Origin of the sequence: uncultured Microbacterium sp., assembly GCF_963521645.1 — a bacterium.
Taxonomy (GTDB): Bacteria; Actinomycetota; Actinomycetes; order Actinomycetales; family Microbacteriaceae; genus Microbacterium.
Genome location: NZ_CAUQVQ010000060.1, coordinates 1 through 15,128, shown reverse-complemented (window position 1 = coordinate 15,128; position 15,128 = coordinate 1). Strand labels below are relative to the sequence as shown.

Genomic DNA, 15,128 nt, shown 5'->3' with positions numbered 1-15,128 from the left:
CGCTCGGCTCGCAGCGACGAGGAGAGCACTGGTCGGCCCTGATCCGCATCGAGGACTCGGCGATGTTCGGGCCGGAAGTCGTGATCGACGAGCCCACGATCGACGACATCATCATCCATCTGGCCGCAGAGCACGAGGAGGCAGCAGCATGACACTCGCGTTTGCCCGCTTCGACCTGAGGTCGTGGTTCCCGCGCCGTCAGACCCTTCTTCCGCTGGCCTTCATCGCGCTCGTCGGAATCGTGCTCCCCGTTCCCGGCATGGCGATCGGCGCGGCAGGGATGATCATCGGCACGCTCACGGCCGTGCGCCTCTACGCCGGCCGCGAGCTGCGCTGACGCCGCCCGGTCAGCGCGGAGACGGCCTTCTCGGGTTCGTCAGCCCCGCGCGCCGCCGAGCTCCTCGCGGAGCAGGGCCGCCCCCGCGCCGAGCGCCCGCAGCTTGCCGCGGGCGACGCCGCGCGGGAGCGGCGCCAATCCGCAGTTCGTGCTGGGGATCAGGTTCTCCGCATCGACGAAGCGGAGCGCCTCGCGCAGGGTGTCGGCGACCTCCTCGGCCGTCTCGATCTCATGGCTGGCGACGTCGATGGCGCCGAGCATGACCTTCTTGCCGCGGATGAGCTCGATGAGCTCGAGGGGGACGTGCGAGTGGTGGCTCTCGAGCGAGACGATGTCGATGCTGGAGCGCTGCAGCAGCGGGAACGACTTCTCGTACTGCCGCCACTCCGCCCCCAGGGTCGCCTTCCAGTCGGTGTTCGCCTTGATGCCGTAGCCGTAGCAGATGTGCACAACCGTCTGCGCGCGCAACCCCTCGGCCGCCCGCTCGAGCACCTCGACGCCCCAGTCCTGCACATCGTCGAAGAAGACGTTGAACGCGGGCTCGTCGAACTGGATGATGTCGACGCCCGCCGCCTCGAGCTCCCTCGCCTCCTGATTGAGGATCGTCGCGAACTCCCATGCCAGTTTCTCGCGACTGCCGTAGTGGCGGTCGGAGAGCGTGTCGATCATCGTCATCGGACCGGGCAGCGCCCACTTGATCGGCTGATCGGTCTGCGTGCGCAGGAAGGCCGCGTCGTCGACGAACACCGGCTTCTCGCGGCTCACCGCACCGACCACCGTCGGCACGCTCGCGTCGTACCGGTCGCGGATGCGAACCGTCTCGCGCCGGTCGAAGTCGACGCCCGAGAGGTGCTCGATGAACGTCGTCACGAAGTGCTGACGCGTCTGCTCGCCGTCGCTGATGACGTCGATCCCCGCGAGGCGCTGCTCCTCGACCGCGATGCGCAGAGCATCCCGAGTGCCCTCCGTCAGCGCGTCGCCCTGCAGCTTCCACGGAGACCACAGGGTCTCGGGCTCGGCGAGCCACGACGGCTTGGGCAGACTGCCCACGATCGAGGTGGGAAGAAGAGTGCTCATGGTCTGCGGTGTTCCGTTCGTCATCCGACAGGCGCCAGGTCTGCGACAGAGCAGGTCGCCGCCCACTGGGCGAGCACGTCTCCGTGCGGCCTCATGAGGTGAGCATCCGCGAATCGGCCCTGCTCGGCCGCGAGTCGACTGCGCTCGTCCCGGTCGTACCCGATCTTCGTCACCGAGTAGTCCTGCTGGTCCAGGGTCGGTCGGTAGATGCTCGCGGCAGCCGAGTTGGCGTTGTAGATCTCGGGCCGGTAGATCTTCTGGAACGTCTCCATGGTGCTGATCGTGCCGATGAGCTGCAGGTTCGTGTAATCGCTCAGCAGATCGCCGCGGAAGTAGAACGCGAGCGGAGCCACGCTGCCCGGAGGCATGAAGTACCGCACCGAGAGCCCCATCCTTCCGAAGTAGTCGTCGGTCAGCGAGGGGTCCTTCTGTTCGTACTCGACGCCGAGGACGGGGTGGTGATTCTCGGTGCGACGGTACGTCTTGCTGGTCGAGACGCTGATGCAGATCACGGGAGAGATCGCGAAGCGCTCGCGATAGGCGTCGGAATCGAGGAAGTGACGGAAGAGCTTGCCGTGCAGAGCCCCGAAGTCCTCGGGGACCGTGAAGCCGCCCGCAGCCTCGCTGGCCGCCGGGAGCAGCACGCTGAAGTCGTAGTCACGGATGTACGACGAGAAGTTGTTGCCCACGATGCCCTGAGTGCGCCTGCCGCTCACTCGATCGAGGATGCCGATGTCGAGCACTTCGAGCAGGGGGAACTCGCGGTCCTCCCCCTCGGTGGCGAACTGCATCGCGACCGACACGATCTCGAGCTCGAGCGTGTAGCGGTCGCGCTCGGCGTTGTCCCAGTGCGCCAGGTCGTTGAACCGACGATCGATCATCGTCAGGGCGTTGCGCAGATTCTGCTGACGGTGCTCACCGCGCGCCAGATTGGCGAAGTTCGTGGTGATGCGCGAGTCCTCCGACGGCGAGTAGTCCTCGTCGAACCGGGTCGTCGTGATGCGGAAGGTGAAGTCGGATGCCATGAGCGGCCAATCGCTGTTCTGATCTGCCTGGAGCGGCCTCGATCGGGGGTACTTCCATCGTGACGCCTCGGCGCACCCATCGAGTAATGCGCCGTGGCTATGCCGTGACATAGTCTGAAGCTATGGCCAGGCGTTCGAGCGGCATCACTCTGCAGCAGCTCACCTACTACATCGAGGTCGCGGCAGAGGGGTCGATCAGCGCGGCCGCCGACCTGCTCTACGTCGCGCAGCCGACGATGTCCGCGGCGATGAAGGACCTCGAGCACCGGGTGGGTCGCGACCTGCTGGTCCGCTCGGCCCGCGGGGTCACCCTCACCACCGACGGCGTCGAGTTCCTCGGCTACGCCAGGCAGGTCGTCGAACAGGTCGCTCTGCTCGAACAGCACTACCTCGGTCGACCACCGTCACGCCGGCTGCTCGGGGTCTCGACGCAGCACTACTCGTTCGCGGTCGACGCGATGGTGCGCATGGTGAAGGAGAGCGAGGCGGCCGAGTACGAGTTCTCCCTGCGCGAGACCCGCACGTGGGACATCATCGAAGACGTGCGCACTCTCCGCAGCGAGCTGGGGATCCTCTACCGCAACGACTTCAACCGCAACGTGATCGACAAGCTGCTCCGCGACTCGGGGCTCGTCTTCCGCCCGCTCTTCATCGCCGAACCGCACATCTTCGTCTCGCGCAAGAACCCCCTCGCCTCGCGAGATCGGGTGACGCTCGCCGACCTGGCCGACGTGCCGCGCCTCACGTTCGATCAGGGCGCCAACAACTCGTTCTACTTCGCCGAGGAGATCCTCTCCACGCTGTCGAGCTCACGGGAGATCCGCGTCTCCGACCGCGCGACCATCTTCAACCTCATGATCGGCCTCGACGGATACACGATCTCCACCGGCATCATCAGCGATGATCTCGACCCCGAGATCGTCGCGATCCCTCTCGACGTGGACGAACGCATCGAGATCGGCTGGATCGGACACTCCGCGATCCCCCTCACCGAGCAGGCGCAGCGGTATCTCGCGGAACTCCGCGCCGTCGTGGCGGGCTTCGGCGTGACGCTGCTCGGGTGATCGGCCCGGGTGCCACGGGCATGGACGAGGGCGGACGCTTCCGCGCCCGCCCTCGTCGACCGGTTCCCCTCCCGCCTGCGGGTCAACTCCCCGAGAGGTTCTCCCGGGCATGCTGAGCCTGGTCTCCGACCTCGCCCGCCGCGCTCTGCGCCTCGTCCTGCACGACGGCGACCGACTCCTGGGCCGACTCCTGCACCGCGGCGACCGATTCCTGGACGGGCTCCTTCAGGTGCTCGCCGACCTCTTTGGCTGCATCGGTGAGCTCATCGACGAGCGGCTGCGCCTGGTCCTTGACCGACGACGCGAGGTCCTTCTCCTTCGACGACGCAGGGATAAGGGACGCCAGCAGCAGTCCGGCGCCGAAGGCGATCAGCCCCACCGCCATCGGATTGCCCTCGGCCTTCGCGACCGCGCGGTCCTTGAGGTCACCGGCGTGCGCTCCGGCGTCCGACAGCGACGAGCCGGCGTCGTCGGCCGCACCCATCACACGCTCGCGCACCGAGGTGAAGGCGCCGCGCACCCTGCCCATCTGACGGTCGACGATCTTCGTGGGCGAGACCTTGTCGGCGAGGGCGTCGACGTCGAGCCCCAGGTCCTGACGGGTGCGCTCGATGTCGGCGCGGATCTCTTCGGGTGAATCGCTCATCGGTTCTCCTCATTCCTTCTCAGCGTTTCGGGTATCTCTTTCAGGGTGTCGACGGTCTGCGGAACACCCTCGACCTTGGACAGCCGGTCCCGCCCGACGGCGAACAGGATGCCGGCGACGATCGCCCAGATCAGTGCCACGATGACGGCCGACCAGCCTCCGCCGACCAGCTCACCGAGGGCCCACCAGAGGGCGACCGACAGGAAGAACACGGCCATGAGCGCGCCGTAGCCCGCGGCACCCATCAGCCCCGCTCCCTTGGCGGTCTTCGACGCGGAGTCCTTCAGCTCGGCCTTGGCCAGCGCGACCTCCTGGCGCATGAGCGTGGAGATGTCGCGGGAGACCTCGCCGAGCAGATCACCGATCGACGTCGACGCGGCCTTTGCCTCAGACGGTGTCGGATCGGTCATGATCGGCCTCCCCGAGAACGTCCTGGCGCCCCGATGCCGTCTGCGCATAGAGCGGGGTGCTCGCGGGTGCGCCAGCGGTCGATCCGACCGGCACCGGAACGGCCGGGTCGGGGTGGACCTCGACGGGAGCAGGCGCCGGCACGGTCGTTGCGAGAGCCGGGGTCGCGGACTTCTCGTCGGATGCCGACGAGGCCAGGGCGCGGGTGAGGCGCCCGGCGACCACTCCCACGACGGCCGCGGCGAGGATGAACGTGCCGGGCTTGCGGCGGGCGAAGCGCTTGACCTCGGCGAGCACGGCGGCGGGGTCGCGGTCACCGAGCCAGGTCGAGGCTGCGGACAGCCTCGACGACACCTGGTGCACGAGGTCGGCGGCGATGCCGGTCCCCGACGACGACGACGACATCGAGCCGAGTTCGTCGCTGATCGAGCGCAGCCCTTCGGCGACACGCTGCTGCTGCGTGCGGGCCTGTTCCGAGAACTCGCGCTGCGTCTGCGCGAAGAGGTCCTTGGCCTGGGCCTTGGCCTCGCCGGCGACGGATGCCGCCTCGTGCGCAGCGGTGCCGAGGACGTCCTTCGCCTGTTCCGCAGCCGTGTTCGTGAGATCCGCCGCCTCGTGCGCGGCGGCGTCGACCGTGCCCGACGACTCGGGCGAGGTGGCATTCGAGCCCCGAGGGCCCGACGTGTCATAGCTGTTCGACATGGGTGCTCCTTTTCGCAGTCCGATCGGTGCGATCGGTGCGCCATGTCTAGCCCGAGCAGCCGGACGGGCCAGCACCCTTGCGTGAATCCGAGACGAGGAGTAAAACGCGGGCACGCCTCGGCACGACGCGCGATGGTACGCCCCGCGCCCGACTCGCGCAATCGCCTGGGGCGATCTTCCGCGGTTTCCTATGGTCGCCGCATGACCGCCCGCAGCCCGACGTGAGAGCCCCCTACGCCGACCTGGTGACGGTCAGGTCAGCGAGCGGAGCCGCCGCCGGATGCTCCGGACGGAGTGCGCCGCGACACGCAGGCGCCTGTCGCCGTATCGCACGCCTCCGCGCGCCAGCAGCCCGACGGCGATCCACGAGGTGATCGCGCGCTCGGCCACCCACACAGGAGCCCACAGCGCGCTGGACGCGGGGAACACGTCCCTCCCGCCCTCCCGTCGGCGGCCGTACTCGGCCACCGCGACGGTCGCCAGCACCAGGGCCGCGAGACGGAGCGGCCTGCGGCGCAGCACCCAGACGGTGGGCAGTATCGCCAGTTCCACGAGCATCCGCCCCGGCTGCGCCAGGCTGTCGTAGGCCTGACGGACGCGCTGCGAGACGAAGTGACGAATCGTCGGCGGCTCCCGCCGCACGAGGATGTCCGGTCGCCGACTGACCATCTCTCCGCCGGCGCGGACCGTGCGTTCGAGTTCGAGATTCTCGAACAGCACACCCGGGTCGTACCCGCCGACCGCGCGCATGGCCGACCGTCGCACCGCGAAGGTACCGGGGTAGTCGCCGGTGAGGGCGCGGTTGAGCAGAGCCCGGCCGGTGTCCCACCGGGCGTGCCACGGCAGCGGTGAGAAGTGGTTCTGCGGGGCGACGAGCGAAGCGGCGTCGAGGCCGGCGACGACCGATGACAGCGCGCTGCGGTCGTAGCGCACATCGTCGTCGGCGAGCACGATGCGCTCGTGCCGTGATGCGGCGATGCCGGTGAGCACGCCGAGCACCTTGCCGTTGCCGTCCCCGGGCCCGTCGACGGGCAGATGGCGTACGAGGCCCGCCCATGCCGCGGCGTGGGCGGCGAACAGCTCGGGGCCCGAGCCGTCCACCACCGTGACGTCCGCCCATTCGCGCACCTCTTCCAAATACGCGGTGAGCTCGGCCAGCCCGTCATCGCACGCCCAGCGCAGGGGCAGGATGTACTCGATCCCGTCGTCGTCGACGCCCTGCCCCCTCATGAGCGATGCGGGCTAACCGGCCGTGGCCTTGTCGTACGCGCGCATCGCGGCCTGCTGCGCATCGGCGAGCGCGTCCTCCGGGCTCTTGTCACCCAGCAGCGCGGCCGTGATGGCGTTGTTCAGCTCGTTCTGGATCTCCTGGCCCGCGGGCGACGACCCGAACGACTGCCCGTAGTCGACCACGTCGTAGTACGTGGAGATGACCTGGTCGAAGCCCGCGTTGCCGCTCTCGGTCACATAGGCCTCGCGCAGCCGCTGGTCGGCGTCCGGCGATCCCGTGAAGAGTCCTGTGTTGATGCCGCCGTCGGCCTCGCGGGTCTCGGCGCGCGCCTCGCCCGCGGCATCCCACGCCTCGTCCGAGGTGAGTTCGAGCATCCAGGCGCAGGCGGCGGCCGGATTCTCCGCTCCCGCGGGGATCACGAACGCCGTGCCCGAGGCTACCGAGAACGGCTCCCCGTCGGCGTCGCGGAACGGCACCGCTTCGAGCTCGAGCTGATCGACGTAGGGCGAGAGGACGTTCGGGTACCACTGCGCGTTGACCTGCGCACCGACCTGTCCCGCGACGAACTGGTTGTCGTCGCCGAACGTGTCGAACGAGTCGGTGAAGCTCTTGACCGAGGCGAAGCCGCCCTGAGCGTCGGTGATCTCTTTGAGCATCTCGACCCCCGCGACGTTGCTCGGGTCGTCGAGAGTCGGTGCTCCCTCGTCGTCGTTGAGCTGTCCGCCCATCGCGAGGATCCACAGTCCGCTCTGTCCGGTGGCGACCGGATCGAAGCCGAGACGCGTGGGCACGCCGCCCGACTCCTGGTAGATCTTCTCGATGGCGCCGAGCAGCACATCGGGCTGCGAGGTGTCGATCTCCTGGGCTGTCACACCCGCCTCGTCGAGCACGGTCTTGTTGAGCAGGATCGCCGGCGGCTGGTAGAACTGCGGCACCGCCCAGACGGCATCGTCGTACGTGACGTCGTCGACGACCGCGGGGTACCAGTGCTCGCGAGGCGTCACGTCGCGCGCCTCGAAGCACTGATCCAGCGGCATGATCAGGTCCTGCGCCGCATAGGTCGTCACGTAGCGGCGGTCCATCTGCACGACATCCGGCACATCGCCGGACGCCAGTCGGGTCGTGAACTTCTGCGCGTCGAACGCCGTCGCATCGAGATCGACCTCGACACCGTCGAGCTGCGCAGCCGCATAGTCGAGACGGGACGTCCCGACGTCATCGGCGTTCTCGAACCCCCAGGCGGCGAGCGTCCCCTCCGGGTCGGCCGAGAAATCGGCGTCGGCGGCCGATTGACCGCCCGACGATCCGCATCCCGACAGCACGACGACGGACGCGGCCACCATCGCCGCAGCGGTAAGTGCTCTTCTCATGACGAGTTCCTCTCTCGGGCGGCGCGGGCGCCGCTCATCCTTTGCGACCCTGGGTCGCCACACCCTCTATGAAGTAGCGCTGCCCGAAGGCGAACAGCACGAGCATCGGGATCGTGACGATCAGCGCCGCCACCATCACGTACTGGTAGTCACCGTGCCCGCCCGCCGTGGGGCTGTACTTGGTCATCGCGTAGGCGATGCCGAGCGGGGCGGTGAAGTCCTCCGGAGACCCGGCGTTGAGATAGATCAGCGCGGCCTGCAGGTTGTTCCAGCTGGCCTGGAACTCGAACAGGAACACGATCACGAACGAGGGGATCGACAGCGGCATCGCGATCTTCCAGAACATCTTCCAGTAGCTCGCACCGTCGAGCCTCGCCGCTTCGAAGAGATCGCGGGGCAGACCCAGGAAGAACTGGCGCTGCAGGAAGATGTAGAACGCCGATCCGAACAGGTTCATCCCCCACAGCGGGACCCAGGTGCCCAGCATCCCGGTCTCCTTCCAGATCAGGTAGATCGGGATCATGGTCACTGCGCCGGGCAGCATCATCGTGGCCAGCACCAACCCGAAGAGCAGGTTGCGGCCGGGGAAGCGGAAGTACGCGAAGCCGAAGGCGACGATCGAGCTCGAGATCGCGACCGCCGCCGCGGCGAGGAAGGCGATCGCGACGCTGTTCCACATCCAGTTCATCAGCGGCAGCTGGTCCCACACCTCGGCGTAGTTCTCCGGCGTGAACGTCTGGGGGATCAGCGAGTTGTCGAACACCTCGCCGCGCGGCTTGAGACTCGCGGCGACCAGCCACACGAAGGGGTAGAGGAACAGCACGGAGAACCCGACGAGGAGCACGAGGCGCAGGATGCGGCCGAGCAGACTCCCGTCGCGCGCAGCGGCTGCGGTGCGCCGGCGTCGTCGGCGGTCGGGCACCGTCACCACGGTCGTCGACGGCTCGCGCGTGGGCTCGACCACGGGAGGCAGTGGGCGGAACGACGTCGACATCAGCGGTCTCCCTCGTAGTAGACGAACCGATTGCCGAACTTCACCTGGATCACCGTGATGATCATGATGATGACGAAGAGCAGCCAGGCCATCGCCGCGGCGAAGCCGAAGTCGAACTGACGGAACGCCTGCTGGAAGAGGTAGATGGCGTAGAACAGCGAGGCCTCGGGCGAGGAGTTGCTCTGGTCGCGCCAGAAGAGCACGTAGGCCTGATCGAAGACCTGGAAGGCGGCGATCGACAGCACGATCACGTTGAAGAACATCGCGCCCGAGATCATCGGCAGAGTGATCGAGAAGAACCGCCGCACGGGGCCCGCACCGTCGAGCTGCGCGACCTCGTAGAGCTCGGTGGGGACGTTCTTGAGCGCTGCGAGGAAGATCACCATGGTCCCGGCCACCGCCCACAGGGTCATCAGCACGATGCTCGGCTTGATCCACGCGGGATCCACGAGCCACTGCGGACCCTCGATGCCGAACAGGCGCAGGAACTGGTGCACGGCGCCGGAGTTGCCGTTGAGCAGCAGGAAGAACATCGCCGCCGTCGCGACCGCGGGGGTCATCTTCGGCAGGTAGTAGAGCGTGCGGAAGACTCCCGCTCCGCGACGGATGCCGGCCAGGAGCATCGCGAGCACGAGGGCCACGATGATCTCGAGCGGCACCGCCATCACGGCGTAGAAGAGGGTGTTGCCGAGCGCGACACCCACCCGAGGGTCCTCGAACAGATTGGCGTAGTTGGCGAAGCCGATCGGCTTCGCCGTGTTGGTGGCCAGGTTGTACGAGCTGAACGAGATCACGAGGCTGTAGATCATCGCCCCGGCTGTGAAGATCGCGAAGCCGACGATCCACGGCGAGATGAACAGGTAGCCGGCGATGGCCTCGCGACGGTTGTAGGTGACCTTGCCCCGTCTGGCGCGGTCGAGCCGCTTCTCCGATCGGCGCTGCTGCGCGGTCTGATCCACTGTCATGCCGGTGACAGTAGAACCGCTTCTCGTTCGCCCGATGGGGCTTGCGCCAGATCGGGAGTTGTGATTCGTGCACGACCGTCGCACACGGGCGCCTTCCCGGGGTCCGATGCTCGCGATGCCCTTGTCAATCCCCTCCGGAGCCGCCGCCGGCGGGGGTAGGTTCACGTCTCGATGACTCACCGAGAACGAGGAGAGGTCGCGTGATGTCCGAGCGGGAGGGCAGTCGCGGCGCCATGCGCGTCGCGTTCGGCGCGTGGATGACGATCATCGTGGCGGGTCTGACGGTCATGATCGCTCTGCCCCTGCTGGGGCGGTGACCGCGATGCGCAGGTTCCTCCGCGACGGCGGGCTCACATGGGCCTTCCTGTCGATCTTCGTGATCACGATCGTCGCGCAGTCGTTCGTCGGGCTGGCCTACACGAACCAAGAGCTCGCCGAGCACGGGCGGGCGCCCCTCGGCTACGGCGAGTTCGTCACGTCGTCGGACTTCCTGGTCGACGTCGCCGAGAACTGGCAGTCGGAGTTCCTGCAGTTCTTCCTGTTCATCCTCGCCACGGTGTGGTTGATCCAGCGCGGATCGCCCGAATCGAAGAAGCCGGGCGACGAGGGACTGGGGTCGGAGGCCGACCAGTACATCGCCGAGCACGCGCGCGAGGACTCGCCGCGCTGGGCACGTCTGCGGGGCATGCGCCTGTGGATCTACTCCAACTCGCTGCTGCTCGCGATGGGCTCGATCTTCGCGCTGTCGTGGTTCGCCCAGTCGCTCGCCGGCCACCTCGTGACGAACGACGAGAACGCGCGACACGGGCTTCCGCCGGAGTCCTGGGCCGAGTACATCGTCTCCCCCGACTTCTGGAACCGCACTCTGCAGAACTGGCAGTCGGAATTCCTGGCGGTCGGAGCGATGGTCGCATTCTCGATCTACCTGCGTCAGCGCGGGTCCAGCGAATCGAAACCGGTGGGGGTTCCGCATCACATCAGCAGCGAGGAATCGGAGTGAGCTCGCCCCCGCTCGCAGATCAGGTACCTGCGGCGCTCCCGTACCCGTAGCGTGAGCACATGGGCAGCCTCATCTACGGGAACTCGACCTCACCGATCCTCATCGACGATCGCGCCCTGGCGCACCTCAAGGTCGTGATCGCGATAAAGCTGCGCCGGCAGGAGAGTTTCACCCTGAGCTGGGTGCACAAGGACGGAGAGGCGCCCGGGCGGTCGACCATCTGGCTGCATCCGTCGATACCGCTGCGCTTCGTGTTCGACGAGACCGAGCCCCCGACGCTCAATCCCGACTGGATCGCGGCGCTCTCGCACACGCTCAGCAGCACGGGCGGCGTCTGCCTCGTCGACGAGATCATCGATCCGACGTCAGAGAAGTAGTCGTCGCACCGATCAGCGTCGTCGACGGAGCACTCGTCGCGCCGACCTGATGATCAGCACGACCGACACGACCCACGGCCCTGCCACGATGATCGGGTCCATCCAGGTGTGGCGCACATCGAGTCGGCCCCGCCCCACGCGAGACCGCACGGGGTGGTGCGAGAACTCGCCGAGGACCCCGGTCTGGGTGAGGGGGTTGTCGGGATGCCGGCTCACGAGCGAGCGCACATGCGCACCGACGGACTCGACGCGGTCGCCGACCACGAGGAGCAGCCATCGCGTGTTCTTGGTCTCGCTGAAGTGGTCGTAGGCGAACCGGCGGATCGCTCCCGACAGCCCGTGCAGGGGCTGGGCGGTGCCGAACACGGGCGGCATCATGCCGTGCTCGATCGAGCGCTCCCGCCCGTGGCCGCCGGGCTGCCGGTCGGGGAAGACCCAGTGCGCGCCGGTGTCGCCGATGTCGTCGAGCTGCTGCCAGGTGCGTCGGTGCTCGGGGGCGGTGTCCGCGCCCCACCCGGGGATCCGCTCTCGCAGCTCTGCTGCGGTCGGTGCGAGCAGAGGCTTGGTGGCTTCGTACGGCATGGTCTCAGTCCTCTCCGAAGGTGATCAGGGGCTTGATGCAGTCGTCGAGCTTCGACGAGAACACGTGATAGGCCTCGGCGATGTGCTCGAGGGGGAATCGATGGGTCAGCAGTTCGCTCGGCTTCACATGACCCGCGTGGATGTGCTCGAGCAGGCGCGGCCACTGTCGGGCCACCGGCGCCTGGTTGGCCCGGATCGTCAGCCCCTTGTTCATCGCGTCGCCGAGCCGCACCGACGACACGAGCGGCCCGTAGGCACCGATGAGCGAGACCGTTCCGCCCTTGCGCACCGAGTCGATCGCCCAGTTCGCGGCGACCGGCGACCCGCCCTGCAGCTTCAGCTTGGCTGCGGTGACGTGCTGCACGACACTGCCGTCGGCCTCGGCCCCGACCGCGTCGATCACGACATCCGCGCCCAGGTGTCCGGTCGCACGCTTCATGGCCAGCACGACGTCGCCCACCTCGCCGATGTGCATGGTCTCGGCGTACGCGAAGTCGCGGGCCTTCTCGAGCCGGTAGTCGAGCTGGTCGACGACGATCACCCGGCCCGCGCCGAGGAACCAGGCCGAGCGGGCGGCGGCGAGACCCACCGGACCCGCGCCGAAGACCGCCACCGTATCGCCCTCGGAGATGTCGCCGAGCTGGGCGCCGAAGTAGCCGGTCGAATACGCGTCGGTCAGCAGCAGCGCGTCCTCGGCGTCCAGCCAGTCGGGGATGACCTTCGGGCCGACATCGGCGAAGGGCACGCGCACGAACTCTGCCTGCCCTCCGTCGTATCCGCCGGTGGTGTGCGAGTACCCGTAGATGCCGCCGACAGCGGTCGCGTTCGGGTTCACGTTGTGGCAGTTCGAGAACAGCCCCCGCGAGCAGAAGTAGCACGACCCGCAGTAGATGTTGAACGGCACCATGACCCGGTCGCCGACCGAGAGGTTCTGCACCGAGGGTCCGACCTCGTGCACCACCCCGACGATCTCGTGCCCGAACGTGTGGCCGATTCTGGTGTCGGGCATCATGCCGTGGAACAGATGCAGGTCGGAGCCGCAGATCGCGGCGTGCGTCACCCGGACGATCGCATCGTTCGGATGCTCGATGCGGGGCTCGGGCTTCTCGGTCACCTGGACCTTGTACGGCCCTCGGTATGTCATCGCTCGCATGGTCGTATGGTTCCTCTCGGTCGGTGGGTGACAACGAGCGGCCACCGTAAGATGCGATAGGGATGCCGTGAGGGGGGTTGTCGGGTTCGCGAGAGGCGCGTAACCTGCTCCCCCCTTCTGAACCCGCGGCCCTAACCCGTACGAAAGGCGTGAGCGTCATGGACACTTCGACCCGCGAGGCGGATATCTCGCAGACCTTCGTCGCATTGGCCGACACTCTCGTGACCGAGTACGACGTGGTCGACGTTCTGCAGAACCTGATCGAGCAGACCTCGCGCATCCTCGCCGCGGCCGATGCCGGGATCTTGCTGCCCGCCGCGTCGGGAGACCTCTCGGTCATCGCCTCGACGAGCGAACGCACCCAGCTGGTGAGCCTGCTGCAGCTGAAGGCCGAAGAGGGTCCCTGCGTCGAGGCATACGCCACCGGTGAGCCCGTCTCGGTGGACGACATCCGGGAGACGTCGTCGCGGTGGCCCGTGTTCGCCTCCAGCGCCGCCTCCGTCGGCTTCCGATCGATGTACGGCATCCCGATGAAGTTCCGTGGCGAGACGATCGGATCGCTGAACCTCTTCAGTGAGCGCGTGGGGCCGATGCCCGAGGCCGATGTCACGATCGGTCGCGCACTCACCGATGTCGCGACGGTGAGCCTCATGCAGGAACGCGCGCTGCGGGAGTCGAACACCGTGCGCGAACAGCTGCAACGTGCCCTCGACAGCCGCGTGCTGATCGAGCAGGCGAAGGGCGTGCTCGCGCAGCGCGAGAACATCGGCGTGGACGAAGCGTTCGCGCTCCTCCGCTCGCAGGCGCGCAACAGCGGGCGCCGCCTGTCGGTCGTCGCGCAGGAGATCATCGCGGGCACCGTCGAGCGCTGACCGGCTCTCGCGCCGCCCGGGCGCGAGAGAACCCTTCCGTTCTGCGCTACGCTCGTGAAGTGCCCTCGCGATCCGTGCGGATCGACGGGCACGCCACCGCAGGTCCCAGCCCCCGACTCGCGTCTCAGATGAGATCGACAGTCGAAAGGGGCTCCGCATGGGCTACTTCATCTATGAGGGCAACACCAAGGTCCAGATCGAGGACCGCGCTCTCACGCACCTGCAGCTCGTGATCAACGCCAAGCTGCGTCGCGGCGAGCCGCTCACCTTCACGTGGAAGGACGACGCCAGCACCGGCGGCGGGCGCACGACCGTGTGGGTGCACGCCGGCAGCTCCGTCGTGTACAAGTACCACGGCAGCCGACAGCCGTCGATCAACCGCCGCTGGATCGACGCGCTCGCGCACACCGCGAACTCCCCGACCGGGCTCTATCTCGTGCACGAGCCCGACCAGGGCGCCGCGAACGCCGACGACAAGGGCATCTCGGTGCCGGCCTGACGGGTTCGCGCCCGGCGACGACCCGATCAGTCCAGACGTGACGAGAGTTCGTCGACGACCCGCGAGACGTCGCGCCGCGCATCCGTGAGCCGCGCGACCGTCTCCGCGAGCGCATCCAGCGGCGCACCGGAGGCTCCGTGCGCACGGGCGATCCGCACGTTCGCCCTGATGTTGAGCGACGCACCCGACTGCCCGGCCCGCAGCGCCTCCGCAGCGACGGCGAGGTCGACCGCGAGGTGCGGATTGCCCGACGCGGCGAGAAGACGCAGCTCGGGCATCATCGCGACTCCCACATCGCCGACCCGCGCGGCCGACCGTGCGGCGTCGATCGCCGCGTCCCGCACCCGCTCGTCTCGCTCGGGGTCGTCGTCGGCGAGGGCCAGCGCGGCGCCGAATCCGGCGGACGCGACACCGTCGTCCTCGACCGCTCGCAGGGCCTCGGAGCGTCGATCGGCGAGACTGTCGACGCTCTTCGACACCCGGTCGTCGTCGGTCGTGTATCCCGCGACCATGGCCATGAGGGCTGCCGCGGCGGCGATCATCACTCCGGATGCGGCGCCCCCGCCCGGTGCGCCGGTGGGCTGACCGAGCGCGTCGAGCCACGCGTCCATCGGGGTGGACGGCGGGATGTCTGCGGAATCGACCATGGGTCCCAGGCTAACCGGCATGCGCGCTCGCGCCCCGGCTACCGACCCGGATGCGGTCGGTCAACCCCGTGCGGTGCGGCGGCCGTCCGTGCCATCCTCGGGGCGGGCGCGATCGCGGGCTTCGCGGCCCGTGGGCTCTCCCCCGAGCGCGCGGCGGTGTGGGGCGCGTGGAGCCACGC

At 68.1% G+C, this 15,128-nt stretch carries 18 protein-coding genes; 6 read left to right on the top strand and 12 right to left on the bottom strand.

Translation table 11 applies throughout. The features are described 5' to 3' along the window. Nucleotides 1–148: 148 nt before the first annotated feature. The gene (locus RWO82_RS11920) at nucleotides 149–337 is read left to right on the top strand and encodes a hypothetical protein (RefSeq protein ID WP_314427259.1); all 189 of its coding nucleotides are present in this window, start codon (nucleotides 149–151) and stop codon (nucleotides 335–337) included. Nucleotides 338–376: 39 nt separating this feature from the next. Here RWO82_RS11920 and RWO82_RS11915 read toward each other — a convergent pair whose 3' ends face one another. Together RWO82_RS11915 and RWO82_RS11910 are read right to left on the bottom strand one after the other, a co-directional pair. Next, nucleotides 377–1,414, bottom strand: a complete 1,038-nt coding sequence (locus tag RWO82_RS11915) for a methionine synthase (RefSeq protein ID WP_314427258.1) — start codon at nucleotides 1,412–1,414, stop codon at nucleotides 377–379. A 20-nt stretch (nucleotides 1,415–1,434) separates the two neighbouring features. Beyond that, nucleotides 1,435–2,439: a DUF1852 domain-containing protein gene (locus RWO82_RS11910; RefSeq protein WP_314427256.1), complete on the bottom strand. Its 1,005-nt coding sequence runs from the start codon at nucleotides 2,437–2,439 to the stop codon at nucleotides 1,435–1,437. A 122-nt stretch (nucleotides 2,440–2,561) separates the two neighbouring features. On the opposite strand from RWO82_RS11910, the gene RWO82_RS11905 reads away from it, so the two are divergent. Continuing rightward, a complete protein-coding gene (locus tag RWO82_RS11905; RefSeq protein WP_314427253.1) occupies nucleotides 2,562–3,503 on the top strand; it encodes a LysR family transcriptional regulator in 942 nt (313 codons plus the stop codon). Between the two features lie 82 nt (nucleotides 3,504–3,585). Here RWO82_RS11905 and RWO82_RS11900 read toward each other — a convergent pair whose 3' ends face one another. From RWO82_RS11900 to RWO82_RS11870, 7 genes are all read right to left on the bottom strand, one after another. Next, nucleotides 3,586–4,149 carry a DUF3618 domain-containing protein gene (locus tag RWO82_RS11900; RefSeq protein WP_314427252.1) on the bottom strand — a complete coding sequence of 188 codons (564 nt, stop codon included), beginning with the start codon at nucleotides 4,147–4,149 and terminating at the stop codon, nucleotides 3,586–3,588. Further along, the gene (locus tag RWO82_RS11895; RefSeq protein WP_314427249.1) at nucleotides 4,146–4,559 is read right to left on the bottom strand and encodes a phage holin family protein; all 414 of its coding nucleotides are present in this window, start codon (nucleotides 4,557–4,559) and stop codon (nucleotides 4,146–4,148) included. Before RWO82_RS11895 ends, RWO82_RS11900 begins: the two co-directional genes overlap by 4 nt. Then, entirely contained in the window at nucleotides 4,537–5,259 is a 723-nt protein-coding gene (locus RWO82_RS11890) for a hypothetical protein (protein ID WP_314427246.1), read from the bottom strand. Before RWO82_RS11890 ends, RWO82_RS11895 begins: the two co-directional genes overlap by 23 nt. Nucleotides 5,260–5,511: 252 nt before the next feature. Continuing rightward, a complete protein-coding gene (locus RWO82_RS11885; RefSeq protein WP_314427244.1) occupies nucleotides 5,512–6,489 on the bottom strand; it encodes a glycosyltransferase family 2 protein in 978 nt (325 codons plus the stop codon). A gap of 12 nt (nucleotides 6,490–6,501) precedes the next feature. Then, nucleotides 6,502–7,860, bottom strand: a complete 1,359-nt coding sequence (locus RWO82_RS11880) for an extracellular solute-binding protein (protein ID WP_314427242.1) — start codon at nucleotides 7,858–7,860, stop codon at nucleotides 6,502–6,504. Between the two features lie 34 nt (nucleotides 7,861–7,894). Continuing rightward, nucleotides 7,895–8,854, bottom strand: a complete 960-nt coding sequence (locus tag RWO82_RS11875) for a carbohydrate ABC transporter permease (RefSeq protein WP_314427239.1) — start codon at nucleotides 8,852–8,854, stop codon at nucleotides 7,895–7,897. After that, nucleotides 8,854–9,819 (bottom strand): sugar ABC transporter permease, encoded by a 966-nt coding sequence (locus RWO82_RS11870; RefSeq protein ID WP_314427235.1) that lies wholly within the window; start codon nucleotides 9,817–9,819, stop codon nucleotides 8,854–8,856. The genes RWO82_RS11875 and RWO82_RS11870 overlap by 1 nt, the downstream gene beginning before the upstream one ends. A gap of 322 nt (nucleotides 9,820–10,141) precedes the next feature. Here RWO82_RS11870 and RWO82_RS11865 point away from each other — a divergent pair, with 322 nt between their 5' ends. Continuing rightward, a complete protein-coding gene (locus tag RWO82_RS11865; protein WP_314427261.1) occupies nucleotides 10,142–10,819 on the top strand; it encodes a DUF6766 family protein in 678 nt (225 codons plus the stop codon). A gap of 59 nt (nucleotides 10,820–10,878) precedes the next feature. Then, nucleotides 10,879–11,196, top strand: coding sequence for a hypothetical protein (locus RWO82_RS11860; RefSeq protein ID WP_314427232.1), 318 nt, complete (start codon nucleotides 10,879–10,881; stop codon nucleotides 11,194–11,196). A gap of 12 nt (nucleotides 11,197–11,208) precedes the next feature. Here the strand turns inward: RWO82_RS11860 and RWO82_RS11855 are convergent, their stop codons facing one another. Both RWO82_RS11855 and RWO82_RS11850 read right to left on the bottom strand, forming a co-directional pair. Beyond that, nucleotides 11,209–11,778 carry a hypothetical protein gene (locus tag RWO82_RS11855; protein ID WP_314427229.1) on the bottom strand — a complete coding sequence of 190 codons (570 nt, stop codon included), beginning with the start codon at nucleotides 11,776–11,778 and terminating at the stop codon, nucleotides 11,209–11,211. A 4-nt stretch (nucleotides 11,779–11,782) separates the two neighbouring features. Further along, complete coding sequence (locus RWO82_RS11850; protein ID WP_314427227.1) at nucleotides 11,783–12,931, bottom strand: zinc-dependent alcohol dehydrogenase; 1,149 nt, start codon at nucleotides 12,929–12,931, stop codon at nucleotides 11,783–11,785. 158 nt (nucleotides 12,932–13,089) lie between these two features. Here RWO82_RS11850 and RWO82_RS11845 point away from each other — a divergent pair, with 158 nt between their 5' ends. After that, nucleotides 13,090–13,803: a GAF and ANTAR domain-containing protein gene (locus RWO82_RS11845; RefSeq protein WP_314427225.1), complete on the top strand. Its 714-nt coding sequence runs from the start codon at nucleotides 13,090–13,092 to the stop codon at nucleotides 13,801–13,803. A gap of 157 nt (nucleotides 13,804–13,960) precedes the next feature. Next, nucleotides 13,961–14,302, top strand: coding sequence for an ATP-dependent DNA ligase (locus RWO82_RS11840; RefSeq protein WP_314427224.1), 342 nt, complete (start codon nucleotides 13,961–13,963; stop codon nucleotides 14,300–14,302). A 26-nt stretch (nucleotides 14,303–14,328) separates the two neighbouring features. Here RWO82_RS11840 and RWO82_RS11835 read toward each other — a convergent pair whose 3' ends face one another. Beyond that, nucleotides 14,329–14,949, bottom strand: coding sequence for a cyclodeaminase/cyclohydrolase family protein (locus RWO82_RS11835; protein WP_314427222.1), 621 nt, complete (start codon nucleotides 14,947–14,949; stop codon nucleotides 14,329–14,331). Between the last annotated feature and the right edge of the window lie 179 nt (nucleotides 14,950–15,128).